This is a genomic window from Bacillus sp. Bwzl_19 (assembly GCF_054900515.1).
Genome location: NZ_CM142729.1, coordinates 2,562,127 through 2,587,285 on the forward strand (window position 1 = coordinate 2,562,127; position 25,159 = coordinate 2,587,285).

The 25,159-nt window shown below is 46.9% G+C and carries 28 protein-coding genes, 2 pseudogenes and 1 other annotated feature; of the genes and pseudogenes, 10 read left to right on the forward strand and 20 right to left on the reverse strand.

Going from position 1 to position 25,159, the window contains the following annotated elements:
* The first annotated feature begins 232 nt into the window (after positions 1-232).
* The 3 genes and pseudogenes from ACW5MY_RS13545 (at position 233) to ACW5MY_RS13555 (ending at position 1,087) form a co-directional block, all read left to right on the forward strand.
* Positions 233-382 carry a hypothetical protein gene (locus ACW5MY_RS13545; RefSeq protein ID WP_014470823.1) on the forward strand — a complete coding sequence of 50 codons (150 nt, stop codon included), beginning with the start codon at positions 233-235 and terminating at the stop codon, positions 380-382.
* A 163-nt stretch (positions 383-545) separates the two neighbouring features.
* Positions 546-674, forward strand: a pseudogene (locus tag ACW5MY_RS13550) (cysteine protease); the annotation flags it as partial.
* 284 nt (positions 675-958) lie between these two features.
* Positions 959-1,087 (forward strand): hypothetical protein, encoded by a 129-nt coding sequence (locus tag ACW5MY_RS13555; RefSeq protein WP_014470824.1) that lies wholly within the window; start codon positions 959-961, stop codon positions 1,085-1,087.
* A gap of 15 nt (positions 1,088-1,102) precedes the next feature.
* On the opposite strand, the gene ACW5MY_RS13560 is transcribed toward ACW5MY_RS13555, so the two are convergent.
* From ACW5MY_RS13560 to ACW5MY_RS13575, 4 genes and pseudogenes are all read right to left on the reverse strand, one after another.
* Positions 1,103-1,858, reverse strand: a complete 756-nt coding sequence (locus ACW5MY_RS13560) for an SGNH/GDSL hydrolase family protein (RefSeq protein WP_013353197.1) — start codon at positions 1,856-1,858, stop codon at positions 1,103-1,105.
* Between the two features lie 165 nt (positions 1,859-2,023).
* Positions 2,024-2,245, reverse strand: a complete 222-nt coding sequence (locus ACW5MY_RS13565; RefSeq protein ID WP_014470825.1) for a hypothetical protein — start codon at positions 2,243-2,245, stop codon at positions 2,024-2,026.
* A gap of 13 nt (positions 2,246-2,258) precedes the next feature.
* A pseudogene (locus ACW5MY_RS13570) lies at positions 2,259-2,333 on the reverse strand (hypothetical protein); the annotation flags it as partial.
* Between the two features lie 187 nt (positions 2,334-2,520).
* A complete protein-coding gene (locus ACW5MY_RS13575) occupies positions 2,521-3,393 on the reverse strand; it encodes a cation diffusion facilitator family transporter (RefSeq protein WP_013353198.1) in 873 nt (290 codons plus the stop codon).
* A 218-nt stretch (positions 3,394-3,611) separates the two neighbouring features.
* On the opposite strand from ACW5MY_RS13575, the gene ACW5MY_RS13580 reads away from it, so the two are divergent.
* The 3 genes from ACW5MY_RS13580 to ACW5MY_RS13590 all read left to right on the forward strand — a co-directional run bounded on the left by ACW5MY_RS13580 (position 3,612) and on the right by ACW5MY_RS13590 (position 5,542).
* Complete coding sequence (locus tag ACW5MY_RS13580; RefSeq protein WP_013353199.1) at positions 3,612-4,418, forward strand: TrmB family transcriptional regulator; 807 nt, start codon at positions 3,612-3,614, stop codon at positions 4,416-4,418.
* Between the two features lie 72 nt (positions 4,419-4,490).
* A complete protein-coding gene (locus ACW5MY_RS13585; protein WP_013353200.1) occupies positions 4,491-5,222 on the forward strand; it encodes an AzlC family ABC transporter permease in 732 nt (243 codons plus the stop codon).
* Entirely contained in the window at positions 5,219-5,542 is a 324-nt protein-coding gene (locus tag ACW5MY_RS13590; RefSeq protein ID WP_013353201.1) for an AzlD domain-containing protein, read from the forward strand. The genes ACW5MY_RS13585 and ACW5MY_RS13590 overlap by 4 nt, the downstream gene beginning before the upstream one ends.
* A gap of 41 nt (positions 5,543-5,583) precedes the next feature.
* Here ACW5MY_RS13590 and sr7p read toward each other — a convergent pair whose 3' ends face one another.
* The 3 genes from sr7p to acsA form a co-directional block, all read right to left on the reverse strand.
* On the reverse strand, positions 5,584-5,709 hold the full coding sequence (gene sr7p / locus ACW5MY_RS13595) for a small protein SR7P (protein ID WP_014470826.1): 126 nt from the start codon (positions 5,707-5,709) through the stop codon (positions 5,584-5,586).
* A 120-nt stretch (positions 5,710-5,829) separates the two neighbouring features.
* Positions 5,830-7,095 (reverse strand): tyrosine--tRNA ligase, encoded by a 1,266-nt coding sequence (gene tyrS / locus ACW5MY_RS13600; RefSeq protein WP_013353203.1) that lies wholly within the window; start codon positions 7,093-7,095, stop codon positions 5,830-5,832.
* Between the two features lie 50 nt (positions 7,096-7,145).
* Positions 7,146-7,382 (reverse strand) — a binding site (T-box leader).
* Between the two features lie 53 nt (positions 7,383-7,435).
* Positions 7,436-9,154: an acetate--CoA ligase gene (gene acsA / locus ACW5MY_RS13605; RefSeq protein ID WP_289393822.1), complete on the reverse strand. Its 1,719-nt coding sequence runs from the start codon at positions 9,152-9,154 to the stop codon at positions 7,436-7,438.
* A 158-nt stretch (positions 9,155-9,312) separates the two neighbouring features.
* Between acsA and ACW5MY_RS13610 the strand changes: the two genes are divergently transcribed.
* The 3 genes from ACW5MY_RS13610 to ACW5MY_RS13620 are packed head-to-tail and all read left to right on the forward strand — an operon-like array spanning position 9,313 to position 11,780.
* Positions 9,313-9,945 carry a GNAT family N-acetyltransferase gene (locus ACW5MY_RS13610; RefSeq protein ID WP_013353205.1) on the forward strand — a complete coding sequence of 211 codons (633 nt, stop codon included), beginning with the start codon at positions 9,313-9,315 and terminating at the stop codon, positions 9,943-9,945.
* A 24-nt stretch (positions 9,946-9,969) separates the two neighbouring features.
* On the forward strand, positions 9,970-10,617 hold the full coding sequence (locus ACW5MY_RS13615) for an acetoin utilization AcuB family protein (RefSeq protein WP_289393824.1): 648 nt from the start codon (positions 9,970-9,972) through the stop codon (positions 10,615-10,617).
* The gene (locus ACW5MY_RS13620; RefSeq protein WP_014470828.1) at positions 10,614-11,780 is read left to right on the forward strand and encodes an acetoin utilization protein AcuC; all 1,167 of its coding nucleotides are present in this window, start codon (positions 10,614-10,616) and stop codon (positions 11,778-11,780) included. The genes ACW5MY_RS13615 and ACW5MY_RS13620 overlap by 4 nt, the downstream gene beginning before the upstream one ends.
* Before the next feature lie 11 nt (positions 11,781-11,791).
* Here ACW5MY_RS13620 and motS read toward each other — a convergent pair whose 3' ends face one another.
* From motS to ACW5MY_RS13680, 12 genes are all read right to left on the reverse strand, one after another.
* Positions 11,792-12,481 carry a flagellar motor protein MotS gene (motS, locus tag ACW5MY_RS13625; RefSeq protein ID WP_289393827.1) on the reverse strand — a complete coding sequence of 230 codons (690 nt, stop codon included), beginning with the start codon at positions 12,479-12,481 and terminating at the stop codon, positions 11,792-11,794.
* Positions 12,471-13,286 carry a flagellar motor protein MotP gene (motP, locus tag ACW5MY_RS13630; protein WP_065982089.1) on the reverse strand — a complete coding sequence of 272 codons (816 nt, stop codon included), beginning with the start codon at positions 13,284-13,286 and terminating at the stop codon, positions 12,471-12,473. Before motP ends, motS begins: the two co-directional genes overlap by 11 nt.
* A gap of 69 nt (positions 13,287-13,355) precedes the next feature.
* Positions 13,356-14,360 (reverse strand): catabolite control protein A, encoded by a 1,005-nt coding sequence (ccpA, locus tag ACW5MY_RS13635; protein ID WP_289393829.1) that lies wholly within the window; start codon positions 14,358-14,360, stop codon positions 13,356-13,358.
* Positions 14,361-14,637: 277 nt separating this feature from the next.
* Complete coding sequence (locus tag ACW5MY_RS13640) at positions 14,638-15,714, reverse strand: bifunctional 3-deoxy-7-phosphoheptulonate synthase/chorismate mutase (protein WP_289393831.1); 1,077 nt, start codon at positions 15,712-15,714, stop codon at positions 14,638-14,640.
* Between the two features lie 235 nt (positions 15,715-15,949).
* A complete protein-coding gene (gene ytxJ, locus ACW5MY_RS13645) occupies positions 15,950-16,276 on the reverse strand; it encodes a bacillithiol system redox-active protein YtxJ (RefSeq protein ID WP_013353212.1) in 327 nt (108 codons plus the stop codon).
* A gap of 25 nt (positions 16,277-16,301) precedes the next feature.
* Positions 16,302-16,715: a YtxH domain-containing protein gene (locus tag ACW5MY_RS13650; RefSeq protein ID WP_289393832.1), complete on the reverse strand. Its 414-nt coding sequence runs from the start codon at positions 16,713-16,715 to the stop codon at positions 16,302-16,304.
* A gap of 32 nt (positions 16,716-16,747) precedes the next feature.
* Positions 16,748-17,170, reverse strand: a complete 423-nt coding sequence (locus ACW5MY_RS13655; protein ID WP_013353214.1) for a DUF948 domain-containing protein — start codon at positions 17,168-17,170, stop codon at positions 16,748-16,750.
* 156 nt (positions 17,171-17,326) lie between these two features.
* Positions 17,327-18,625, reverse strand: coding sequence for a UDP-N-acetylmuramate--L-alanine ligase (gene murC, locus ACW5MY_RS13660; RefSeq protein WP_289393833.1), 1,299 nt, complete (start codon positions 18,623-18,625; stop codon positions 17,327-17,329).
* A 239-nt stretch (positions 18,626-18,864) separates the two neighbouring features.
* On the reverse strand, positions 18,865-21,447 hold the full coding sequence (locus ACW5MY_RS13665; protein WP_013353216.1) for a DNA translocase FtsK: 2,583 nt from the start codon (positions 21,445-21,447) through the stop codon (positions 18,865-18,867).
* A 167-nt stretch (positions 21,448-21,614) separates the two neighbouring features.
* On the reverse strand, positions 21,615-22,220 hold the full coding sequence (gene ytpR / locus ACW5MY_RS13670) for a YtpR family tRNA-binding protein (RefSeq protein ID WP_013353217.1): 606 nt from the start codon (positions 22,218-22,220) through the stop codon (positions 21,615-21,617).
* Between the two features lie 14 nt (positions 22,221-22,234).
* Positions 22,235-23,044 (reverse strand): DUF1444 domain-containing protein, encoded by an 810-nt coding sequence (locus ACW5MY_RS13675; RefSeq protein ID WP_013353218.1) that lies wholly within the window; start codon positions 23,042-23,044, stop codon positions 22,235-22,237.
* Positions 23,045-23,059: 15 nt separating this feature from the next.
* The gene (locus ACW5MY_RS13680) at positions 23,060-23,383 is read right to left on the reverse strand and encodes a thioredoxin family protein (RefSeq protein WP_013353219.1); all 324 of its coding nucleotides are present in this window, start codon (positions 23,381-23,383) and stop codon (positions 23,060-23,062) included.
* Between the two features lie 192 nt (positions 23,384-23,575).
* On the opposite strand from ACW5MY_RS13680, the gene ACW5MY_RS13685 reads away from it, so the two are divergent.
* The gene (locus ACW5MY_RS13685) at positions 23,576-24,022 is read left to right on the forward strand and encodes a YtoQ family protein (protein WP_013353220.1); all 447 of its coding nucleotides are present in this window, start codon (positions 23,576-23,578) and stop codon (positions 24,020-24,022) included.
* Positions 24,023-24,055: 33 nt separating this feature from the next.
* On the opposite strand, the gene ACW5MY_RS13690 is transcribed toward ACW5MY_RS13685, so the two are convergent.
* Positions 24,056-25,129, reverse strand: coding sequence for a M42 family metallopeptidase (locus ACW5MY_RS13690; protein WP_013353221.1), 1,074 nt, complete (start codon positions 25,127-25,129; stop codon positions 24,056-24,058).
* Between the last annotated feature and the right edge of the window lie 30 nt (positions 25,130-25,159).

Consider the following 25,159-nt stretch of genomic DNA (forward strand, 5'->3'; position numbering starts at 1 on the left):
TGAAAAGAATCATTTTGAATTCTTTTTTATAGATTTCCCCGGTCAAAAAGAATTAACCATTCCGATTTGAAGCGAATTCAGGAAAACCCTGTAGATACTATAAGGATAAAAACAGCAGATAAATGCATTATAAAAACCAAACCTGCGGCCCTAAAAAATACGGACTTTTCTCAGTGTACTTGTCCGGTGCAAAATCCTCCTTGTCAGCTATTTAGTACGGGAGGTGAGATAAATGGGGAAAGAATCGAAAGTGTATTACTGTGACCCTAAGTATGTTGTGGCTGACACGTATACTGACAGCGAAGCGGTGTACGTCCATCCCATCAAACACATTAACAGAGAGCATATCCGTTATGCTCCCCGTCACGTTTATCATTCATGAGATCGTTGATCCGGGCGGTCCTGGGAAATGTGAGTGTAAAAAAAATAAAAAAAGACACAGATGGTAATTGGCTCGCCTTATCTCAGGTTAAACACGCAAGCTAAGCAGACCTCCGTCTTTTCTTGTGCCTGATACCGTTGTTATATACAAACAGGCATGACGTATGAGCAAAAAAATCGCAGTTCTGGTGACAGACCAATTCGAGGATACAAGCCCGGCAGAAGCAGAAAAAGAAGTGACCGGCAGGCACGGTGAGAAAGTAAAGGTCGATCAAGCGATCTCAGACGCAGATGAATTCGCAGCTGAACGCCCGGATGGATTTACTAAAGCATCCGCAAAGATTTAATAAATACCGGCACAAATTTTATAAAGGTGAAGAAGCCGGAAGCCATCATATTTTAACGAGCAGAAATGAATCGTGAATCATTGAAGCTGCTGAAATAAGCGAATAAAAAATGCACAGACAGTTCAGTCTGTGCATTTTTTATGGATATTTAAACTGGACCTATTCTCTTCACCATCCAAAATAAGTAAAATAGAGAGTGGGTTTTTCAAAACTCGACGGGAGGTTCACTTATGTGGATAATCATTTTGCTGCTTATTATTTTAATCGGCTTTACCGGAAATATTGTCTCGCTTTTGAGAGCGCAACGACGCGCATCTCAAAGAATTATTGAGCTTTTAGAAGAAAAAAGCCGAAAATAACCTTTTCGTGCTGTTTCATCCGTAATAGTAATAATAATTTCGGCAGATTTCCTGAAAAATGATTTGATGCCCTGTCTCGTTCGGATGAAGACCTTCTGACATGCACATTTTGCGGAAAGCAGGATTATACGGGTCAATGAGATCTGTATCAAACAGGTCGGCATACGGTACAGAGAGGAGTGTGCAGGCTTCTTTTTGGGCTTTTACATAGTCCGCCAGCTTCAGGCCCAGTTTATTTTTATCAGTATCACGGCGGACGATTTTTCCGTTTGAGATTTTCACCTGCCTTGTCGGGGTCACCACAATGATGCTGCAGTCTTTATTTCTGCTTCGCAGCTGCTGAATGACCTGACAGAAGCCTCCGTAAAATGTGGTGATATCCTTTTCATCTGTGCCGATGGGAATATGGCCGCACCAATCATCATCTGTTCCCTGCACAATAATGACATCATGGCCCGACGTTTTAAGCGATTGCTGATAAATGTTATCGGTTCCATTGTTGCTCATATTGACGCCGCTGACAGACAGATTGGTTATTGCAGCGTTTGTCCGGTCTTTCAGAATGTCACCAAAGCCGTATTTCGCACGCAGCCCCCGGGCGACGCTGTCACCTAAGATCGCGATTTTCGAAGCCTTCCGGAGCCTGCTTATGCTGATGAAGTCCACGCTGACATGTCCGCTGTCCGTGATATGTAACTGCTTGCTGCTGATGTTCTGCGAATATACCGTTTTTCCTTCAGATTCTTTATAAAAATCCTCATTCAGCTTCATTCGGTGTCATCCCTTCCTTTTTATCCTTCGGCATCATGTTCAGACATCAAAAACGGACACGAACAAACAGCGTCATGTTGTCAGTTCAGTGTCCGCAGATGATGATACTGGAGTTTTTCCAGTTCTTTCTATTGCCATTATAGCAGATCCCGGTTCTATACGCATTTATTGCACATCGTAGTTTTTATAGTCAGCATTTGAAACAGCGCTTGCGGGAAGAGCGGTGCTTTTGATGGGACCGTCTTGTGCGATGCGTACGACGTGTCCGGCGCGTCCGTCTTCTGCTGCGTGAGCGGTGTGAACGGTGCGTCCGTCTTTTGCTGCGTGAACGATGTGAACGGTGCGTCCGTCTTCTGCTGCGTGAACGGCGCGTACATTTTCCGGCAACCGGTTCTTGGTGTAAATACTCCCCTAAACCTTCTCTTTCAGCAACGGCAACTCCATGTTCAATTTCTTTAACAGAAATAGCGTTCAATTGTATTCACCTCCCTTTTTCTTTACAACAACTTATGAAATGAACCTTTCACTTGTATAAGCTTCTCTCTCATATTGGTGAGAAATAGTCATTTACATATCAAAAAAGCCCCGTTTTACACGGGGCTCTCAGTTAAAGATCACGATTATCGCTGTCAGAAACTTGCCGGTGACAAAGGCAAGATCATTTATTTCTTCCTTTCGCTCTCCGGCTCAGGATGAATCATCACCTGTGCTTGTTTAAATTCATCCGTAATATCCCTTTCAATGCGGTCACACAAGTCGTGCACGTCTTTAATCGTCACGTGAGACGCCACGACCATATGAAAATCAATATACTCCTGCGGGCCTGAGCGCCTTGTACGAAAATCGTGGATTTCAATAAATTCCTGATGAAATGTATCGATAATCTTTAAAATTGTTTTCTCTTCTTCTTCTGACAGACGGGTATCAATCAGCGGCGGAAATGCTTCTTTCATTAACTTAAATGCTTCATATATGATATACACCGCAAGCACCATACCTATAATGGGATCAAGTATATACCACTCCGTTAATGTAACAACCAAAAGGCTTGCCGCTACGCCTAATGATGTGTATACGTCAGTCAGTAAGTGCAGAGCATTTGATTTCATTGCTACGGAATTAACCTTTTCAGCTTCTCTTTTTACTAATTTCGAGACGATCAAATTAATGAGAGCCCCTAAAAGCATCACAATAATTCCCAATACCGGCAGATGAACCGGCTCTGGATTCACCAATTTTTGAACGCATTCATATATCATCCAAATCCCTGCCGCAAAAATCAGAATCGTCTCAATGGTTCCGGAGAGATTCTCGACTTTTCCATGTCCGTACGGATGCCCTGTATCAGCCGGCTTTTTTGATATCCTGACGGAAATAAAGGCGATGAAGGCGGCGATCAAATCTAAAAAAGAATGAATGGCTTCGGAAAGTATCGCGACAGACCCTGTTATAATGCCCACCGCTATTTTGAGCATGACGACAAGAGAATTGCTTATAACTGATAAAAAAGCGATTTTAGAGGTGTTTTCCACCATGATCCTCCTCTTTTGACTTCTTGAATTTATCGTATCAAACAGCATTCGTGTGGGTCTACGGCAACGTTTTTCACAAGAGCCATACAAGTAACTCGCTCTAAAATAAGTTGGAAAGCGACAAAACAGCTGTGCCTTTCATTCAGCACTCAAGTCCCATTGACAACATATAACCGCTTAAATTATAGTAGTTTCATGAATAACCACTACGGAGGATGTTTATGGAGGATGTTCTGAAAGAATTACAAAAATTTGGATTTTCTCAATATGAATGCAAAGCATATATCGGCTTGTTAAAACACTCGCCTGTTACCGGGTACGAAGTCAGTAAAAGGTCAGGCGTCCCCCGCTCAATGATCTATGAAGTATTGGGAAAATTAGTTGATAAAGGCGCTGTCCATATTGTGCCGTCTGATCCGGTTACATATGCCCCGCTGGCCGGAAAGGAATTAATTGACCGGCTGCGGCACGATTTCGAAAGCTCCTTCGGCTATCTTGAGGAGAAATTATTGGCGCTTGAAAGCGAGCAGGAGATGAATGTCATCCTCCGCATCAGCACAAATGATCATGTCATCAATGAATTGAAGGATATGATTGAAAAAGCCGAGGAAGAGTTGTGGCTGTCTGTCTGGGAACAGCAGATTCCCTTTATTCAAGAAGCCGCTAACAAACGCGCGGCCGAAAAATTGCCCGTCTTTTCGATTGTGTTCGGCCCTCCGGAAGTAAAGCTCGGAAATACGACACATCATAATATGTCGCCTGAAGTGGCGGAAAAACGCATGGGCGGGAGATTAACGATAGCGGCACGCGATAATAAAGAAGTCTTAATCGCCAATTTTTCTCCGCAGACGAATGCCTGGGCCATTAAATCAGAAGATCCCGCTCTTGTTCTCGTGGCCATGGAATATATGAGGCACGACCTTATGTTCGCGGAGCTTGTAAAAGAAGTAGGGGCTGAAAAAGTTGAAGGCCTGATGAAACAAAACCATTCGTTATTTCATGTCGTCACCGGAAATCGGTTCATATAAATGTGAACCGTATTTTCTTTGATTTTTTCATTAGTCGTTATCATTATAATCTCTAAGGAAGGAGTATAAAAAATGATTAACACAGAAGTGCAAAAAACCGCCGTTTCCCGGGAAATGAACGATACATTTTTACAGGGGGTCCGGGATTGTGTGCCTACCTTGCTTGGCTATATGAGTATCGGTTTTGCTTTTGGCATTGTCGGCGTGGCCTCACATCTCAGTATTCTTGAAATTTGTTTGTTATCCGTGTTTGTCTATGCCGGCGCCGCCCAATTTATTATTTGCTCGCTCCTTGTTTCCGGGAGTCCGATTTCCGCCATTATTTTAACGACGTTTATCGTCAATCTGCGGCACCTTCTGCTCAGTCTGACCATCGCACCTTATTTCACGAAATACTCTTTGGTGAAAAATATCGGCTTCGGTGCTTTGCTTACCGACGAATCTTTCGGGGTAGCGGTAAACAAGGCGGCTCAGAACGGCAGGCTTAACGATAAGTGGATGAACGGCCTTAATGTAACAGCTTATGTGTGCTGGGTTATTTCTTGTGTGATGGGCGGGCTTCTCGGACAATGGATATCTGATCCTTACGCCCTCGGCCTGGACTTCGCTTTGCCCGCTATGTTTGCGGCGCTGCTGGTGCTGCAATTGCAGGCGTCTGCGTCGGAAAAGCTGAAGCACAATCTTTCCTTAATCGTCTATATGATCATCTTTATGGTCTTGTTATCCTATATCGTGCCGTCACATATCGCAGTCATCGTCTCAACCGTGATTGTGGCAACCATCGGGGTGGTGACGGACAAATGAGCATCAGTACGCAAATGATCTGGATTATACTCGGCTGCATGATTGTTACACTTGTGCCGCGTATCGTTCCGTTTATATTTGTCCGGAACATTCAGATGCCTGAATTGGCTTTAAAATGGCTCTCCTTTATTCCGCTCTGCATTTTGACCGCTCTGGTAACGGAGAGCATGATCGTGAAAACAAATAGCGCTTTGACCTTTGATTGGAAAGCAATGATCGTTCTCATCCCGACATTGCTTTGCGCGATGTGGACAAAAAGCTTATCAATTACGGTCATCACGGGAGTCGTGCTGATGGCCGCCGTCAGGCTGATCTGGTGACAAATAAAAGCCTCCATTCCGCAGAATGAAGGCTTTTTCCTTTATGATGGCGGATTTTCTTCTTCCGCCTCAGGTTCCTCGGCTTTGACTTCGGCGTTCATGCTTTGCTGCTGTTCCCAATGATCCCGCTGCAATCTTTCCTTCGCGATGGTGAACATGAAATTCACGGCGCAGCGCCCCTTCCCTGTTTTGCCTTATACTATGTACTGTACTCATTTCCCGGTGCAGTATTCACAAAACCTAAAAAAGCAGCCTGCCGCATAAAGCGGCCGGACTGCTTTTTATTTTCAGTACGTGATCAGGAAGTATTTTTTCTTTCCGCGGCGCAGTACGGTAAATTGATCTTCGATGCGGTCTTCTGCTGTCAGAAGATGGCTGATGTCCGTCTGGCGCTCGCCGTTAATGTAGACGGCCCCGTTTTGAATGTCTTCGCGGGCCTGCCGTTTTGAAGGCGACAATTTAGATTCCACAAGCACGTCTACTAAAGACAGCTCTTCAGAGCGGTCTTTTTCAAACGAAGGCACGTCTTTAAACCCTACCTTGACGTCTTGAGCGGAAAGCTCTTTAATATTGCCGCTGAAAAGCGCCTGGGAGATATGAACGGCCTGCTCCAGCGCTTCGCGGCCGTGTACAAGAACAGTCACTTCTTCAGCGAGACGTTTCTGCGCTTCCCTTTTCTCAGGAGCCGTCTCCGTTTTTTCAGCATAAGCTTCAATTTCCTCTTTTGACAGGAAAGTAAAGTATTTTAAATATTTGACGACGTCGCGGTCATCTGTATTGATCCAGAATTGGTAGAATTCATACGGCGATGTTTTTTCTTTATCAAGCCAAATCGCGCCGCCTTCCGTTTTGCCGAATTTCGTGCCGTCCGCTTTTGTGACGAGCGGAATGGTAAGACCGAACGCTTTCGCCCCTTCTTCTTCCGATTTTCTGATCAGTTCAAGACCGGCCGTGATGTTGCCCCACTGGTCACTGCCGCCGATTTGGAGTTTGCAGTTCTTTTCTCTGTACAGATTCAGGAAATCGTAGGATTGCAGGATCATGTAGCTGAATTCCGTGTAAGAAATCCCGGTTTCAATTCTTGAGCTTACAGTATCTTTCGCAAGCATGTAGTTGATTCCGAAGTTTTTTCCGACGTCGCGAAGAAATTCAATGATGCTCATTTTTCCGATCCAATCAAAGTTGTTCGCTATGACAGCGGGGTTTTCTCCGGCTTCGAAATCTAAAAATCGGGAAAGCTGATTTTTAATTTTTTGCGACCATTCGACAACGATATCCTGAGTGTTTAACGTACGTTCCGCTTTTTTGCCGCTCGGATCGCCGATCAGTCCCGTTGCGCCGCCTACAAGCGCAATCGGATGGTGGCCTGCAAGCTGGAAACGGCGCAGTGTCAATATCGGCAGAAGGTGTCCGATGTGGAGGCTGTCAGCCGTCGGGTCAAACCCTGAGTATAAACGGATTTTTTCTTCGTTCAGCTGTTTATTCAGTCCTTCTTCATCCGTCATTTGCTGGATTAAGCCGCGGAATGATAAATCTTCTAATAAATTAGTCATTTTGTCTTCTCCTTTGTTTATAGAAATAAAAAACGCCCCTTCGTTTAAAACGAAGGGACGATATAATCGCGGTACCACCCTACTAATAAAAGCCTAAAAAAGCTCTTATCACTCTTCCTGATAACGGACCGTGTCCGTTCTTTCACTACTGAAAGCCTTCCTTTGAAGTACTTTGTTCGCAAAAGCGGTTCATGAGTGTATTCGGCATATCTTATGTACTGATTTTCACCGGCCATCAGCTCTCTGGAACAATCAGATATCCTACTTGTCTCAATCAAAACCTTTTCGTATGAAGCTTACTCATTTTTAACATAAATTAGATGCAATGTCAACGCCGGCTTTAATCTTCCATTGTGGACAGGTCGCCTGCCGGCAGGTTCAGCTCCCACGCCTTCAGGACACGTCGCATGATTTTTCCGCTTCGTGTTTTCGGCAGTTTATCTTTGAACTCAATTTCACGCGGTGCGGCATGCGCGGCAAGCCCTTGTTTTACAAAGAGGCGAATGTCCTCCTTCAGCTGATCGGATGGTTCATGTCCTTCTCTGAGGGCGATAAACGCTTTAATGATTTCTCCCCGGACAGGATCCGGCTTTCCGATGACACCGGCTTCGGCAATCGCCGGATGTTCAACAAGTTTGCTTTCGACTTCAAACGGGCCGACACGCTCGCCGGATGTCATAATAACATCATCGACTCTGCCTTGGAACCAGAAATAACCGTCTTCATCCATATAAGCTGAATCTCCGGAAACATACCAGCCGCCCGGCATGAAATAAGAATCATATTTTTCTTTGTTATTCCAAATGGAATCCATCATGGACGGCCAGCCCTTTTTAATGGCGAGGTTCCCCATCCGGTACGGCGGAAGTTCATTTCCTTGATTGTCAACGATCGCCGCTTCCACTCCCGGAATCGGTTTCCCCATTGAACCCGGCTTGATCTCCATGCAAGGATAATTGCAGATAAGCTGTCCGCCGGTTTCCGTCATCCACCACGTATCATGGATGCGCTTGCCGAATACTTTATGCCCCCACTTGATGACCTCAGGGTTTAAAGGCTCTCCGACACTCAGGACGTGACGAAGTGAGGTAAGGTCAAATTTGGACGCCATTTCATCTCCGGCGCCCATAAGCATTCTGAAAGCGGTCGGAGCGCTGTACCAGACGCTGACACCGAGCTTTTCAATTGTGCCGTACCAGTTTTCCGGACTGAATCTGCCGCCGACGATTACGTTCGCCGCTCCGTTCAGCCACGGCGCAAAAATCCCGTACACCGTCCCGGTCACCCAACCTGGGTCCGCAGTGCACCAGTAAATATCGTCTTCTTTGAGATCAAGCACCCACTTGCCGGTCTGGTATTGCTGAATCATGGCTTCATGAACGTGAAGCACGCCCTTAGGCGTTCCGGTAGAACCTGATGTGTAATGAAGCAGGTAGCCGTCTCTTCTGTCCATCCATTCAATGTCAAGTCTCGTGCTTTCCCCTTCAGCCGCTTTATCGTAATGGATGATTTTATCTCCCGTTTCTTCGCTGCCGCCGACAATGAAAATATGCTGCAGGTCGGGGAGACTCTCTGCCGGAATCCGTTCGGCCAGCTCAGGTGTTGTCACGACAACCTTTGCCTGGCTGTTCAGCAGACGGTCTTTGACGGCGCCTTCCATAAACGCTTCAAATAAAGGACCGGCAATCGCACCGATTTTAATAGCGCCGAGCATGATAAAATACAGCTCCGGCGAACGCGGCATGAAAATAAAAACGCGGTCTCCTTTTTCCACGTTTCCATACCGTCTCAGCACATTTCCCGCCCGGTTCGATTCCTCCATCATTTCTTTAAATGTGTATTTTTCTTCTCTGTTTGCGTCCTTGTAATACAGCGCTACTTTGTTTCTGCGAAATGATTCGGCATGGCGGTCAATCGCTTCGTATGCGGCATTCAGCTTCCCGGTCTGATGCCAGGAAAACTCCGCCTCTGCTTCTTTCCAATCGAAGCTGCGGTATGTTTCCTCATAATTTTGCAGATGATAATTCCCCTTTTCTGATGGCAACGCTTTCAAGTTCATGCAACATCCCCCTTTGCTGATCTATAGACTAATTATAGTAGAAGTTCACAGTTTTCTCAATTTTTAAAATATAAATTACTGTACTATTGAAAACGCTTTATAATTTGTTATGCTTAAAGGAGATGTGTTTTTATTAAGAACCGACAGGCGGTGAATCAGTGAAACATCATAAAACGTACCATTCTACATCTATTCAGACAGCAGCCGGCCCTCTTTTAGTAGAAGGGCCCGTTCCTCCAGAGGACTTAGCACAGTATGAGTTTCATGAAGGCCTGACAGCCTTTCGCCTTCCTCATGAACAGCACAAAGCGTTAATCGAGATAGCCGGGCTTCCCGAAGGGCGGATCATTATCGCCAGGGACGGGCAGACGATTATCGGCTATGTGACATATTTATATCCCGATCCGCTTGAACGGTGGTCTGACGGAAATATGGAAGACCTCCTTGAACTCGGGGCGATCGAGGTCGCTCCCGGCTACAGGGGTTGTTCTGTCGGAAAAACCTTGCTGACAGTCAGCATGATGGATGAACAGATGGAACATTACATCATCATGACGACGGAATATTACTGGCATTGGGATTTAAAAGGAATGAAAAAAGACGTGTGGGAATACAGAAAGATTATGGAAAAGATGATGAATGCCGGGGGTCTTGTCTGGTTTGCAACGGATGAACCGGAAATCAGCTCTCATCCGGCCAATTGTCTGATGGCCCGCATCGGCAGGCACGTCAGTCAGGAGTCAATCGAACAGTTCGACAGACTTCGTTTTTATCAGCGATTTATGTATTGACTGACATACAAAGGGGATAAAAAAATGATTGCAGAACAAATCATGAAGCGGGATGTCATCACCGTCACAAAAAACGACTCCATTGAAACAGCCGTACGCAAAATGAAGGCCTATCATATCCGTCATCTCCCTGTCACCGACGAAGACCTGCACGTCACCGGTATCGTCACAGACAGGGACATTAAACAGGCCGGCCCGGGCAGCAGCTTTGAACAAGAAGACCGCGGGACGTTTCTGACAAACAAAGTGGAAACCATTATGAAACGGAATGTCATCTGCGCCCATCCGCTTGATTTCGTGGAAGAAATATCCGCTTCTTTTTATGAGCATGGCATCGGCTGTCTGCCGATCACGGTAAACAATAAGCTGACAGGCATTTTAACCAAAACCGATGTACTTCGGACTTTTGTCAGCCTGACAGGCGCAGCCCAGCCGGGATCACAGGTGGAAATCCTGGTGACGGATATGACCCAAAGCCTTGCTGATCTCAGCTGCATGTGCCGTGATCTTCAGCTGCAAATCCTGAGTGTTCTCGTCTATCCCCATGATTCAGCCGGCTCGAATATACTCGTCTTCCGGGTGAAGACGATGAATCCGCTCCCTTTCATCCGTGCCGTTCATGAAGCCGGATACAATGTCTTGTGGCCGAAACATTTGAGGGATCAGTCATGAGAGACAGCGTTTTTGTTTACTCGCCTTCTTATCAGACGTATCAATTTCATCAGGAACATCCGTTCAATCAGCAGCGCGTGCTTTTGACATACGATCTGCTTCAGGCGGCGGACGCGTTTGAAGAGGGAGATATCGTCGCTCCCCGCACGGCCTCTAAAGAAGAGCTGGCTCTTGTTCATACGGAGGATTACATACAGGCTGTGGAACTTGCGGGTGCGGGCCGGCTCCCTGCCAAAGAGGGAGAAAGCTACGGGCTCGGAACGGAAGACACCCCCGTTTTCGCCGGCATGCATGAAGCCGCGTCGCTGCTTGTGGGCGGCACCTTAACAGCGGCCGATTATGTCATGACGGGACAAGCAAGGCATGCCTGCAATTTAGGGGGCGGCCTTCATCACGGCTTCCGCGGCAGGGCATCGGGCTTTTGTATCTATAATGACAGCGCTGTGGCCATCCAATACATTCAGAAAAACTACGGGGCAAAGGTGTTATACATTGATACTGACGCCCATCATGGCGACGGCGTTCAATTTACATTTTACGACAGGTCTGATGTCTGCACTGTGTCTTTTCATGAAACCGGACGTTATTTATTTCCCGGGACGGGACAGGTACTGGAAAAAGGAAGCGGCCAAGGCTACGGCTATTCTTTTAACATCCCGCTGGACGCCTTTACAGAGGATGATTCCTTTCTTCACGCTTACAAAACGGCCGCCTCGGAAATCGCCGCTTTTTTTAAGCCGGATGTGATTCTGACTCAGAACGGAGCAGATGCCCATTATTACGATCCATTGACACACCTGTCCAATACCATCTCCATTTATCAAGAGATCCCTCGGCTCGCTCACTCATTGGCCCATCAATATTGCGGCGGCAGATGGATCGCGGTCGGCGGCGGCGGGTACGATATTTGGAGAGTCGTCCCGAGAGCATGGAGCCGCATATGGCTTGAGATGAAAGGGATTGACCCCGGGGAGCGCATACCGCAGAAGTGGATTCAAAAATGGCAGAAACACTCTCCCTACACCTTGCCCGCTTTTTGGAGTGATCCTGACCAATTATATCCTCCGATTCCCCGAAAAGAAGAAATCTCAGAAAAAAATGCCCAAACCGTGGAAAAAGCGCTTTTTGCCATCCGGTCTGAGCAGCGGTATAAAACAAAATAAAAAAAACGACCTTACGAGGAGGTCGTTTTTTTTATGACAATTTCTACACGGCGGTTTTCTTTCATATGTCCGATGCTTTTGTTGTCCTTCACAGGTTTCGTATCCGCGTAACCGACAGAAATAAACCGTTTGGCGGAAAAGTCTTCTTTTGCGGTAAAATAACGGATCACACTCGCCGCTCTTGCAGATGACAGCTCCCAGTTTGACGGAAATTGATAGGTGGAAATCCGGCGGCTGTCCGTATGGCCTTCAACCTGTATGGCATTCGGAAGTGTTTTCAAAAGCACCGCGATCTGATGCAGGACTGGCTCAGCATTTTTCAGCACATCCGCTTTTCCAGTCTGAAACAGAACGGCCTCCTGCAGCACAAGGACCACTCCGCGCTCATCGCGCTTCGCCGTCATTTTGGAACTTAAATGGTGCGTTTTTATGTATGTCTTCACGTTCTGCAACAGCAAATCCTGTTCACTATTTTCGTTTGCTTTGCTTGATGACGCCGGTTCACCCCCGCTGCCGTTTGTATGAATCGAAGTAACGGCTGATTGAAATTTTTCCGCGTCTATTTGCGACATCGAAAAAAGCAATATAAAGAACACAAGAATAAGCGTGATCAAGTCGGCAAACGTCACCATCCATCTTGGTGAACCGCCTGTATTTCCCGGTTTGTTCCTTCGTTCAAAACGCTCTTTTCTAAGCTTCATGGACAGCGCCCTTTTTCTTGTTCGCAGGCTGTCCTTTACGCCAGTCTTCTCTTGAGCTGAAAACGACGAGCTGACTTTCGAGATTGCGGGGATTTTTTCCCGATTGGATGCCGACAACACCTTCGATGATAACCTGCTTGATGAAAATTTCACTTTCGGTTTTTTCTTCAAGCTTTGCTGCGATAGGGATAAACACCAAATTGGCAAGCAGCGCCCCGTACAGCGTCGTCAATAGCGCAATAGCCATATTCGGCCCGAGTGTATGCGGGTCATTTAAGTTTTTAAGCATGAGCACGAGTCCGACAAGCGTCCCGATCATTCCCCAGGCGGGCGCAAAATCGCCGGCTTTTTCAAAAACGCGTCTGCCTTTTCTGTGCCTTTCTTCCATCGCGGCGATCTCTGAATCCATCACCAGCCGGATCGTTTCCTCGTCCCAGCCGTCTATCGCAAGCAATAACCCTTTTTTAAAAAACGGGTCTTTGATTTCACGCGCCTGATCCTCCAGAGACAGCAGCCCTTGCCTGCGCGCCTGCTCCGCAAGGCTGACGAATACTCTGACAAGCTCCTTCACATTATCATCCTGACGGGAGAATACCTGTTTTAAAACAGATGGGGTTTTCTTTAAATCCCGCGGCGGAAAACTGATAAACACCGCTGCGGCAAGGCCGCCTGTTACGATTAAAAAAGAAGTCAGATCTAAAAATGAGCTGATTCCCGCCAGTCCCGTTCCTGACAGAATTCCGATTGCGACAATAATACAGCCTAACATAAATCCAACGGGTGTCAGATAATCAAAACGTTTCATATCTTCTCCTTATCAAGTAAAAAAGCAAGATTCCACTCAGGCAGAGTGAAGCTTGCTTTTCCGTTTTTCTTATGACTTGGTTGATTGTCTTAATTCGATGCGGTGAGGCAATTCAACGATATGCTCTTCAACCGGCTCTTTGTTCATCAGTTTTGTCAAAAGTCTCATCGCCACGGCGCCGATATCGTACGTAGGCTGCACGACTGTTGAAAGCTGAGGGCGGACCATCAGGCTCAATCTCGTATTGTCAAAACCGATAATGTCAAGATCGTCAGGAATCGACATACCCTGATCCTGGGCCGCATGAATAATGCCGAGCGCCATTTCATCCGTCGCAGAAAGGATCGCCGTCGGCTTCCGGTCAAGGCTCATCAAGCTTTGAAGCGCCTCCATTCCGGAATCATAGGTGTAATCACCTTCCGCTACGAACTGCTCATTAAACGCAATACCCGCTTCTTCAAGCGCCCGTTTGTACCCTTGCAGTTTTTTCGAACGGTTGATCGGCTCTGCCATCGGTCCGGAGACAAATGCGATATCGCGATGCCCTTTATCAATGAAAAGCTTGACGGCATCATAAATCGCCTGTTCATAATCAATGGCGACAGAAGGCGTCTCGCCCTGTTCTTCAACTGACGCAGCCAATACGATCGGAACGGGAGAGCGCTTAAATTCTTCGACATGCTCGTCCGTAATGTTGCCGCCCATAAATACGATACCGTCTACTTGTTTACCGAGCATCGTATTTAACAGGTGCAGTTCCTTCTCGAGATTTTGGTCTGAATTGCTTAAAATAATATTATATTTGTACATCGTCGCGATATCTTCAATTCCCCGCGCAAGTTCCGCGTAAAAAATACTTGAGATATCAGGGATGATGACGCCGACCGTGGTCGTTTTTTTGCTTGCCAGTCCTCTTGCCACCGCGTTCGGGCGGTAGCCGAGGCGGTCAATGGCTTCCAATACTTTTTTTCTGGTCGTCGGTTTTACATTCGGATTGCCGTTTACGACGCGGGAAACAGTCGCCATGCTGACATTTGCTTCTCTGGCCACATCGTATATCGTAATGTTGCTCACTGAAACCACTCCTTTTACTGGATACACTTATCCTTATCTATAGCATAAACACTTTATGTAAAGAAATGTCGTACGTTTTCGCATTCTGTCGTTTATGGTTGTAAGCGTAAGTCAGTAGTGTACATTATTTTTCATTATTCATCAAATTTAAATACTTCTCATGAAATTATACACGTTTTTCCCAGTGATGAAAACGTTCACTTTCATTTTATAATTAAATAAAATGAAGAAACGAAAAAAGGCCGCACACGGCGGCCTTAAAGAGCGGAACACTGTATTATGCTTTTACTTTCATCATCGGCTTTAATTCGTTCAGCCATTTCTCGAATTCAGGAATATCCATCTGCTGCGAAGAGTCTGAAAGGGCAACGGAAGGATCAGGGTGAACTTCAGCCATAACGCCGTCAGCGCCGATCGCAAGCGCCGCTTTTGCCGTCGGAAGCAGGAGATCGCGGCGGCCTGTTGAATGTGTTACGTCAACAAACACCGGCAAGTGAGTTTCCTGTTTCAAAATCGGCACGGCAGAAATGTCGAGTGTATTTCTCGTTGCTGTTTCGTACGTTCTGATTCCGCGCTCACAAAGAATGATTTGGTCGTTTCCTTGTGACATGATGTATTCAGCTGCATTGATGAATTCTGAAATCGTTGCGGCAAGACCGCGTTTTAACAATACCGGCTTTTTAACGGAACCGGCGGCTTTCAGCAATTCAAAGTTTTGCATGTTCCGTGCGCCGATCTGAATGACGTCAATGTAATCAATCGCTTGCTCAATGTGGGCAGGCGTTACGATTTCACTGATCACCGCGAGGTCATATTCATCAGCGACGCGTTTGAGAATTTGCAGGCCTTCTACGCCGAGACCTTGGAAATCATACGGGCTTGTGCGGGGTTTGAACGCGCCTCCACGCAGGATTTTAATGCCTTGTTTTTTCGCTGCGGCAGCTACTTCCGCAACCTGCTCATAGCTTTCTACGGCACAAGGTCCGACGATGAATCTCTGATCGCCGTCACCGACTTTTTCGCCTTTAATATCAACGATTGTATCTTCTGCTTTTTTCTTCCGGGAGACGAGCAACGCTTTGCTGTGATCCTCTTCTTGAAGCTCGAGGCCGGCTTTGAAAATTTCTTTGAAAATATGCTGGATTGTTGAGTTTTCAAATGGGCCGTCATTGCTCTCAATAATGCGGTTAAGCATTGTACGCTCTCTGACAGGGTCAAATCGGTTGACACCCTGTGCTTCTTTTGCTTTACCGATTTCTTTTACAACGGCTCCGCGTTCATTGATTAATTTAAGGATTTCTAAGTTTAGTGCGTCTGCCTGCTGTCTTAGGTTCTCTAATTCCTTGTTGCTCATCTTTTTCATCCCTTCTATGCTATGTTTTATTTTAATAGTTAACATGCATCTTACTACAGTTATGCGAAAATAGGAATATGAAATAATAAATTTTTTCACATTCTGCTTTATCACAAAAACGCTTTTAAGCTTTTATGCATTGAAGTAACGTATAATGTTATCCTACATGATATGTCTGAAATGATCAATAGTTTTTTTCAAAAAAAAACCGCCGGTATTATCCGGCGGCAAGCAATTATGAAAGATGCTGTTCTATTGCGTTTTTTGTAATTTGTGAATGAGACGCGTGCCATTTCACTTCGCCGTTTGTAATGACGAATACTTGCGGGCTTTCATGTTTCACGCCGTAGGTCTCGGCGATATAGTTTGAAAGCGGCCGGCTGTCCTGCACCTGCAGGTAATAAGAAGGCACTTCTGTATGCTCCGATGCAAAGGCGTCAAACTCTTGAAACGCCGCTTGGCTGATCGGGCAGGTTGTGCTGTGTTTCAAAAACACGAGCGTATTTTCTTTCTCAGCGGCATTTTTGAACTCTTCTTCTGACGATATCAGCTGCTTAGTCATGTCGGTTATCTCTCCTTATTGAAGATCAGCGATTTGCCTGACCGGCTGTTTCCGCGGCTTCTTCCGCTTCGTTCTTGATGCTTTGAGCCGTATCCTGCATTTCGCTTCTTGTCTCTTCAGCTTTCTCAGTTAGTGTGCTCTTAGAACGGTCTTTTAAATCCTTCACTTTATTCACAATCTGGCCTGACTGATCAGCTACCAGCTGGGTGATGTTAGATGTTTTGTCTTTGGCGATGCTGACATATTGAGAGCCTTTTTCTTTCGCGTCGGCCGTCATTCTGTCCGTCTTATCCTTTAATGCAGAGGCCTGGCTGCCGAGATCGTCGCGCAGCTCCTTGCCTGATTTAGGCGCCAGAAACAAAGCTGTTGTCGCGCCGATAATTCCACCGATCAGCGTTCCGATTAAAAAATCCTTACTATTGATTCCATCTTTGCTCATTATGATTCCTCCTTAGTGGATTTTTCTTATGATTAAAGCGATGTTTTTTTCTTTTGCTTCCACTTGTCCCATATTTCCATAGCCGCCTGGCTCCAGGTGACAACCTGACTGATCTTGTCCTGGTTCTCTCTTACAGAGGCCGAAACGGAACCGGCTGCCTGCTTTATGGATGTATTAAACTGCTGGACGGAAGTTCCCACTTCCTGCACAGCATGGACAACCGTATTTAATTTCTCTGATTTTTCCTGAATATCCTCCGCGAGACGGTTTGTCTTATGTAACAGCTCGGCGGTCTCTGCGGTGATGCCCTTCATCTGCCCTTCAAGGCCGTTTAAAGTCGACGCAACGTTTGTTAAGGTCATCTGCACAGACTTTAATGTTTTGGACAGATAAATGACGAGGATAAGAAATGCTACGGCAATGAGTGCGACGCTTAAGTAAAGAATGATAATCATCTAATACCTCCTTATTGCAGGATATAATGGTATATACCCAATTATGAAAATGATAAACATATATGAAAGGGGCTGTCTGTATACTATTTCTCCGTTTATCGGAAAATCCCTTTACAGCACGCGCAAAAAAGCAGTGAGAGCCCCACTGCTTTTTTGTTACGCTATGACGTTTTCATAAGCTCTCATATATTTTTGAATGTCTCCGGCGCCCATAAAGATCAGCACTGCGTTTTCATGCGCTTTTAACACGGATGTGTCATTCTCTTCAATGAGTTCTGCGTTATCGATTTTTTCCTGCAGATCCGTGATGGTGAGCTTTCCGACGTTCTCGCGGGCTGAGCCGAAAATGTCGCACAGATATACGCGATCGGCGGCGCTTAAGCTTTCTGCGAATTCATCAAGGAAAGATTGCGTCCGTGTAAACGTATGCGGCTGGAATACCGCGATGATTTCACGTTCAGGATATTTTTGACGGGCCGCCTCAATCGTGACTTTAATTTCAGTCGGATGGTGGGCGTAGTCGTCTATCAGCACCTGGCTGCCGATCACTTTTTCATTGAATCTGCGTTTGACGCCGCCGAATGATTCAAGTCCGAGCTTAATCATGTTCACGTCTATCTCTTCATAGTGGCAGAGCGCAATGACCGCTAATGAATTGAGGACATTGTGATGGCCGTATGCCGGGATGTAGAACGTATCGTAAAACGTATTGCGGACAAAGACGTCAAATGTCGTGCCTTCGGTATTTTTTACGATGTTTCTCGCTTGAAAATCGTTTTCTTCTCCCGTGCCGTAATAAACGACAGGCACATTGGCGTGAATTTTCGGCAGGTACTCGTCATCACCGCAGGCAATGATGCCTTTGTTGACTTGAAGCGCCATGTTTTGGAAAGCATCAAACACATCGTCAATGTTGGCGAAATAATCAGGGTGGTCAAAATCAATATTCGTCATGATCGCATAATCAGGCTGATAGCTTAAGAAATGACGGCGGTACTCGCAGGCTTCAAATACAAAGTATTCGCTGCTTTCATTTCCTTTGCCCGTTCCGTCCCCGATAAGAAACGAAGTCGGCTTCGCTTGCTGCATCACGTGTGCTAAGAGGCCCGTTGTGGACGTCTTTCCGTGTGCGCCCGTTACCGCGACACTTGTATATTTTTTCATGTATTCAGCTAAAAATTTATGATATCTGATAACAGGAATCCCCTCAGCAAGCGCCTTTGCGATTTCCGGATGAGAATCAGGGAATGCGTTTCCGGCGATTACCGTTAAGCCGGGTTTGATGTTATCGGCGCTGAACTGATAGATCGGGATATTTCTTTTTTCAAGGGCAGCCTGAGTAAAAATCTGCTTCTCGATATCCGATCCCTGCACCTGATATCCTGTATCATGCAAGATTTGAGCAAGCGGGCTCATACCTGTCCCTTTTATTCCAACAAAATGATAAACAGTCATAATCGTACCTCCAACAAACGTCTATCTGTTCCCCAGTATATGACGCTCATTTCATTTTGCGACCGCCGCGGGCAAAAAGCCCAAACAGCGGCGCTTCCATTTATTTTTACGTTATCGTCAGTATCTGTAACTTTCTTTTTGATTAAACCTGCCGCATGATATTTCAGCGCGTGACAGTGATGCAGTTTGATGGTCCATCCACTATCATACCATGTTTGTGAGAAAAATGAACGATATTCTTATTCTTGAGAAATGTCAGCGGCCGTAATCAGCACTTCGCGGGGTTTGCTGCCCTTCGCTTCTGAGATCATGCCTTCAGCCTCCATCATGTCAATCAGCCTCGCGGCGCGATTATAGCCGATTCTGAACCTTCTTTGAAGGCTTGAGGTGCTGGCGCTGTTTTGTTCCACGACGAATTGACACGCCTCAGGAAACAGCTCGTCCTCTTCCTTGAGGGCGGTTCCCTGCCTGATCAGTTCTTCCTGTTCAAACAAATAAGAAGGCGGCAGCTGCTTTCTGACATGGGAGACGACGCGGTCAATCTCTCTGTCGGACACAAAGTTGCCCTGCAGGCGCACCGGTTTTCCGGTGCCGTTTTCCCAGTAGAGCATGTCGCCTTTTCCGAGAAGCTTTTCCGCTCCCGCCATGTCGATAATCGTTCTGGAATCTACCTGGCTTGAGACGGAGAATGCAATCCTCGTCGGTATGTTCGCTTTGATCATTCCGGTAATGACATCGACAGACGGACGCTGTGTCGCGACAAGCAGATGAATGCCGCAGGCTCTCGCTTTCTGCGCGATTCTGGCAATGCTTTCTTCCACATCGTTCGGCGCCACCATCATTAAATCAGCAAGCTCATCAATGACCACAACAAGGTAAGGGAGCTTTTCGCCGGTCTTATGATCGGCCGTTAATTCATTAAAGCGGCCGATATCTCTTACACCCGAATGGGCAAACAGTTCATACCGCCGTTCCATCTCTTCCACAACCCATTTTAATGCGGCGGTCGCGGCTTTGGCGTCTGTGATGACGGGGCTGACCAAATGCGGAATTTGGTTATAAGGCGCAAGCTCCACCATTTTCGGATCAATCAGAAGCACTTTGACATCGCTCGGATCCGCCTTATAAAGCAGACTTACCAAAATGGTATTGATGCAGACGCTTTTTCCCGATCCCGTGGCACCCGCAATCAATCCGTGCGGCATCTTTTTCAAATCAATGACGACCGGGTTTCCGGAAATATCGACGCCGAGCGCGGCTGTAAGCGGAGACGGATTCTCCCTGAAAGCGGCGCTTCTGATCATCTGCCGTAAATCGACGACCTTGCTTACGCGGTTCGGAACTTCAATGCCGATCGTGTTTTTACCGGGGATCGGCGCCTCAATCCGAATATCCTTGGCAGATAAACTCAGTTTTATATCATCTGCTAAATTTGTAATTTTGTTCACTTTCACTCCGGGCTCAGGATGCACTTCAAATCGTGTGACAGATGGGCCTTGTGTGACATGAACGACTTGGGCGCGCACATTAAAGTTTTTCAGCGTAACGTTTAAAAGCTCGCGCTGTCCTTCAATCCATGATTGGTCGTCCTGTCTTTGCGCCGGCGGCACGTCCAGAAGCGACAGATTAGGAAAGACATAGCCCGCACCGCCTTCTGGCGTCTTCGTCTGCTTGTGTTTATCGCTTTTAAGCATCATGACGTTAAACGGCACATTACGCTCTCTCGGCCGATCCGCTCTTCTCGCAGGCTGTGCGGTGTGATCGGTTTTTTCTTCAGCAGGCCGGGCCGGGGCATCGGCCGTCTCAATGTTTACAGGCTCAAGCTCCGGTTCTGATTGCTGAGGGGCATCATTGTACTCAGGCTGAGGATCTGCTTCCTGTTTCACGTCAGCTTCAGGCAATTCAGGCCGGTCTTCAGACTGCGGCTGAACTTCTTCTTGTTCTTCTGAGTATGTATACACCGGTTCTTCCGCGGTTTCAAAAGGCCGGGCTTTTTCCGGCTCAGGCTGCTGATACTCCTCCTGCGGCGGCGCTTGGTCTTCTGTGTGTTCAGCCGGCAGGGGTGCTTCATACTCAGGTTCTTTTATAGATGGCTCGGTTTGTTCATGCTCTTGTTCTTCCGGATAGCCGGCAGGCACCGCGCTTTCCGTTTGCTGCGAGTCTTCAGACTGCGGCGGTTCGGACGCTCTGTACACCTGCTCTTCCGCTTCAGTCTCAGAGTGCAGCTGCTCTTGTTTGGCGGCCGGGTATTCGTCCGTTTCCTGTTTCGTTAACGGTTCCGGCCGGGTATTTGTCTGTTTAGTTAGGCCGGATGCTGTGAATACGGGCTCTTTTTCCGTTTCCTGACCGGACTTTGGCGGATCAAACTGCTCCTCTGACAGCAATGTTACGCTCTCTTCACGCTGTTTTTGGGGATTAGGCGCTTTTTTAATGCTGTGCTGAGATTGAAAGCCGTAGACCGGTGAAGGAATGGATGACGGTTTAAAGGGCTTTTTCACCGTATCCGGCTCTTTATATGTATGCTCTTTCCTTTCCGTATGCTCCTTCGCGGCGGCATAACCCCGTGAAGGCTGGCGGCGGCGTTCGTGCCTTTCCTGCTGTCTTTGTTCCGTCCGCTTATAGCCGTCCGGAACGACAGGGAAGCGGAAATTCCCTTTCGGATATTCATAATATATTTTAGGATCTTCCATGCGCGTTAATTTGCCTTCTGGCTGATCCGGTATATGCTCTTTCGGGACTTGTGCATGCGTGTTCGGTTCAAGTTCATGCTCTTCTTCTTTTTCACCTAAAAATAAGTCAAAAAATTTATTCAGCCAACTCATGTTTAATCACTCTCTAACTCCCTTTTTAGTAGTCTGGGACGATATTTAGTATACCATTGCCGGGCGGCTCAGAAAAGATTAAGCTCCCAACAGAAGAAAGCCGTTAAGCAGACATGCTTAACGGCTTTCCCTCACATCATTCGATTCTGTGCGCTTATTTATGGGAGTTAGAATTGAAATGCTTCGCCGGCCTCGCGGCTGTCTTCAAGAACAAGAATGCCTTTTTCCTGCGGCGCATCCGGCAAAGCGAGTTCTTTCGCGGAGCAGATCATGCCGCTTGACGGAACGCCTCTTAGTTCAGCGTCTTTAATCACAAGCCCGCTCGGCATCACCGCGCCGACTTTAGCGACGACGACTTTCTGTCCTTTGTCCACGTTCGGAGCGCCGCAAACGATTTGAAGGGTTTCTTCTCCCACATTCACTTGGCAGATGTTCAGTTTATCCGCATTCGGATGTTTTTCTTTCGATTCTACGTGACCGACAACAAATTTCGGAGAAAGGTCAACCGTCAGTGTTTCTGAAACGCCGTTTCTGTTCAGTATTTCATTCACGTCCTGAACGAATGTCTCAGACAAAGCGACGGGGCCGTTGTCTTCAATCTGTAAATAAGAAGACACGTTAAAAATGTTAAAGCCCGTCGTTTCTTTTGTTTCTTTGTTAAAGATTCTTGCGACATCGCCTTCTCTTTCATAGCTGATTTCTTCGCGTGCTGCATCTTTAAGAGAGATCAGAAGCGTATCTCCCACACCTTCTTTATTGTAAAAAGCGTTCATAAGAAAAATCCTTTCTAATCCTTTTTCGGCCGGCTTTTCGCCATGATAAACACAGGTTCCAGTCTGCCTTCATTGTACAGAAATGAAAGGGCCGTAATCGGCACCGTGCCGCTTGCAAAGAAGCTCATGGACATTTGCCCTAAAATATCATAACCCGATTCATTTCGAATGTCAGCAAGTATTAATACATCCTGATGCGGGACAGAAATCGCTAATTCACCTTCAGCGGCCTGCTTGTATTCATGAAGAATCGAATCATTGAGAATCCGGCTGGCGTCATAGCCGTCATTCGCCCTGAAAAAATAAAAATAATTGCCCGCAACCGTATCCTTTTTGACGACGGAAGGGAGAGAGCGGAGATTGAATGACGCCGTCTCCCTGATCCGTTCTTTTGTCCAGTTTTCTTTCTCAAGCATCCGGCTGTCAATTAAGCGGTACGTTTTGCCGAGGTCAAGCGCGTAGTAGATTCTGGTTTCGGCCGTATGGTCATCATACACGAGCGGAATGCCGTCGCCCGTTTGATCGGGAAATGATGTGGAGCGGATCACCGGATAGATTCCGGCTTCCTTTCCGGTCATCTCCTGTCCGCTGCCGCCCATCGCCTCCATCGCTTCTGACACATAGTAGACGATCTCGTCGATCGCTTCTTCTTTTTTTGTCTCCCACTTGGCGATGATCGGCGGGAGCTCCAATGTAATGCCTTTTTTAGTCGTTTGATCCTCAACACGGAGGGTGTCTTTTTCTCTGTCAAAAAAGAAGGATCGGTTCTCGTGCTGCAGGCGCTGTTTTAATAGATCCGACAGCTTCCTTGACGTCATTTTCAAAGCCTGTGGCCTCCTTTACGCTTTAGCGAGGGAATCGGTTAAAAATTGCTCAATTTCCTCTTTCGTTTTGCGGTCTTTGCTGACGAAGCGGTTCACTTCTTTTCCTCCGTTAAACACCACAAAGCTCGGAATGCCGTAGATTTCCCATTCCGCGCATGTATCAATAAACTGATCGCGGTCTACGTAGTAATACGTGAATTCAGGATAGTCCGCTTCCAGCTCAGGGAGAAACGGCTCCACAAAGCGGCAGTCCGGGCACCAATCCGCTGAAAACATAAATACCGCCCAATCGTCCTGTACCGCTTTTTGCAATTCTTCCGTGCTTTCAATTTTTTTCATTGTGATTCCTCCATTTGGATTTTGAGTTTTTTGTATGCTGAGTCCAATTGGATCATACCAGACTGCTTACAGCAAGACCAACTATATGCAATATCATTATCATATTTCATTTGCATTATCAAGTAAGTTTCGTTTACCATTTTGTTTATAGCCGTACGAAAATCTGAATATGTATAAAAGGAGGAGCAAAAGATGCAGTTTGTCGTGTACTTAGCCGGTGAAATCCACAGCAATTGGCGGGACGAGATCAAGAACAAAGCAAAAGCGCTGCACCTGCCGATTACATTTGTTGGCCCGATGGAAAACCACGAGCGCTCAGACAATATCGGAGAAGAGATTATGGGCGAGCAGCCTGATTCTGTTTTAAAAGACGCCAGAGCTTCTGATATCAACAATTTCCGTACAGAGGTGCTGATGGAAAAAGCCGATTTTGTGATCGCCCTGTTTGGCGAGAAATATAAACAGTGGAATACCGCGATGGATGCTTCTTATGCCATCGCAAAAGGAAAGCCGCTCATTCTTATCCGCCCGAAAGAGCTGCATCATCCTCTGAAAGAGCTTTCCGGAAAAGCGAATATAACGGTGGAAACCGTAAATCAAGCGATGAAAGCACTCTCTTATTTATTTGAAGCAGAATAAGCAGGCCGCCTTTATGAGGGCCTGCTTATTTTTTTACACATTTTCTCTGATCGTTTCGACCGTCTGTTTGTCACTCGCCATGACCAGCTTAATGAGCATTTCTTTCGCCGCGGCATAATCGTCGACATGGATGATGGCGGCATTTGTATGGATGTATCTTGAACAAATGCCGATGACGGCAGACGGAACCCCGCTGTTTGAAATGTGGACCCTTCCGGCATCCGTTCCCCCGCCTGAAGCGAAGTATTGATAAGGGATATTATGCGTTTCCGCCATATCAAGGACGAACTCTCTCATCCCGCGGTGCATGACCGTCGTTCTGTCGAGAATGCGGAGCAGCACTCCCTCGCCGAGACGGCCAAACAGCTCCTTATCGCCGCTCATATCATTTGCCGGGCTGGCATCAAGTGCGAAGAAGAGATCAGGCTGAATCATGTTGGCTGCTGTCTGCGCCCCTCTCAAGCCGACTTCCTCCTGAACGGTGGCTCCGGCGTACAGGTTGTTCGGCAGCTCTTTTCCGTGCAGCTCTTTTAATAATTCAATGCTTAATCCGCAGCCGTAGCGGTTATCCCACGCTTTGGACAATATTTTCTTCTCATTGGCCATAGGAGTAAACGGGCATACCGGCACGACCTGCTGACCCGGTCTGATCCCCATTCTGACCGCGTCCTCTTTATCATCGGTACCGATATCAATCATCATATTTTTGATCTCCATCGGCTTGGCGCGCTGGGCATCCGTTAAAATGTGGGGCGGGATGCTAGAAATGACGCCGATGACAGGTCCGTTATCCGTCTGCACCTCGACGCGCTGGGCAAGAAGCACCTGACTCCACCAGCCGCCGAGCGTCTGAAATCTCAGCATGCCGTTATCCGTAATCTGCGTCACCATAAATCCGACTTCATCCATATGGCCGGCTACCATAACGGTGGGCGCATCTTCAGCGCCCCGCCTTACGCCGAAAACACTTCCGAGTCTGTCCTGCACGATGTCATCCGCATATTTCGCAAGCTCCCGTTTCATAAAGGAGCGGACCTGGTGTTCATTTCCCGGTGCGCCGGGAAGCTGCGTCAGCGTCCGGAAAAGCGTTTTCGTTTCCTCATTCATATTTTCCCCTCATTTCTATGTAGTGCTTTT

What these genes read in the sequence shown, in the direction of transcription:
- ACW5MY_RS13650 (WP_289393832.1), bottom strand. Translation starts at nt 16,715, where the DNA reads ATGAGCAAAGATGGAATCAATAGTAAGGATTTTTTAATCGGAACGCTG.
- ACW5MY_RS13555 (WP_014470824.1), top strand. Translation starts at nt 959, where the DNA reads ATGTGGATAATCATTTTGCTGCTTATTATTTTAATCGGCTTTACCGGA.
- ACW5MY_RS13665 (WP_013353216.1), bottom strand. Translation starts at nt 21,447, where the DNA reads ATGAGTTGGCTGAATAAATTTTTTGACTTATTTTTAGGTGAAAAAGAA.
- ACW5MY_RS13615 (WP_289393824.1), top strand. Translation starts at nt 9,970, where the DNA reads ATGATTGCAGAACAAATCATGAAGCGGGATGTCATCACCGTCACAAAA.
- ACW5MY_RS13580 (WP_013353199.1), top strand. Translation starts at nt 3,612, where the DNA reads ATGGAGGATGTTCTGAAAGAATTACAAAAATTTGGATTTTCTCAATAT.
- ACW5MY_RS13575 (WP_013353198.1), bottom strand. Translation starts at nt 3,393, where the DNA reads ATGGTGGAAAACACCTCTAAAATCGCTTTTTTATCAGTTATAAGCAAT.
- tyrS (WP_013353203.1), bottom strand. Translation starts at nt 7,095, where the DNA reads ATGACTAATTTATTAGAAGATTTATCATTCCGCGGCTTAATCCAGCAA.
- ACW5MY_RS13560 (WP_013353197.1), bottom strand. Translation starts at nt 1,858, where the DNA reads ATGAAGCTGAATGAGGATTTTTATAAAGAATCTGAAGGAAAAACGGTA.
- ACW5MY_RS13655 (WP_013353214.1), bottom strand. Translation starts at nt 17,170, where the DNA reads ATGATTATCATTCTTTACTTAAGCGTCGCACTCATTGCCGTAGCATTT.
- ytxJ (WP_013353212.1), bottom strand. Translation starts at nt 16,276, where the DNA reads ATGACTAAGCAGCTGATATCGTCAGAAGAAGAGTTCAAAAATGCCGCT.
- ACW5MY_RS13620 (WP_014470828.1), top strand. Translation starts at nt 10,614, where the DNA reads ATGAGAGACAGCGTTTTTGTTTACTCGCCTTCTTATCAGACGTATCAA.
- acsA (WP_289393822.1), bottom strand. Translation starts at nt 9,154, where the DNA reads ATGAACTTGAAAGCGTTGCCATCAGAAAAGGGGAATTATCATCTGCAA.
- ACW5MY_RS13680 (WP_013353219.1), bottom strand. Translation starts at nt 23,383, where the DNA reads ATGAAAAAAATTGAAAGCACGGAAGAATTGCAAAAAGCGGTACAGGAC.
- motP (WP_065982089.1), bottom strand. Translation starts at nt 13,286, where the DNA reads ATGAAACGTTTTGATTATCTGACACCCGTTGGATTTATGTTAGGCTGT.
- motS (WP_289393827.1), bottom strand. Translation starts at nt 12,481, where the DNA reads ATGAAGCTTAGAAAAGAGCGTTTTGAACGAAGGAACAAACCGGGAAAT.
- ACW5MY_RS13590 (WP_013353201.1), top strand. Translation starts at nt 5,219, where the DNA reads ATGAGCATCAGTACGCAAATGATCTGGATTATACTCGGCTGCATGATT.
- murC (WP_289393833.1), bottom strand. Translation starts at nt 18,625, where the DNA reads ATGACTGTTTATCATTTTGTTGGAATAAAAGGGACAGGTATGAGCCCG.
- ACW5MY_RS13545 (WP_014470823.1), top strand. Translation starts at nt 233, where the DNA reads ATGGGGAAAGAATCGAAAGTGTATTACTGTGACCCTAAGTATGTTGTG.
- ACW5MY_RS13640 (WP_289393831.1), bottom strand. Translation starts at nt 15,714, where the DNA reads ATGAGCAACAAGGAATTAGAGAACCTAAGACAGCAGGCAGACGCACTA.
- ytpR (WP_013353217.1), bottom strand. Translation starts at nt 22,220, where the DNA reads ATGAACGCTTTTTACAATAAAGAAGGTGTGGGAGATACGCTTCTGATC.
- ACW5MY_RS13685 (WP_013353220.1), top strand. Translation starts at nt 23,576, where the DNA reads ATGCAGTTTGTCGTGTACTTAGCCGGTGAAATCCACAGCAATTGGCGG.
- ACW5MY_RS13585 (WP_013353200.1), top strand. Translation starts at nt 4,491, where the DNA reads ATGATTAACACAGAAGTGCAAAAAACCGCCGTTTCCCGGGAAATGAAC.
- ACW5MY_RS13690 (WP_013353221.1), bottom strand. Translation starts at nt 25,129, where the DNA reads ATGAATGAGGAAACGAAAACGCTTTTCCGGACGCTGACGCAGCTTCCC.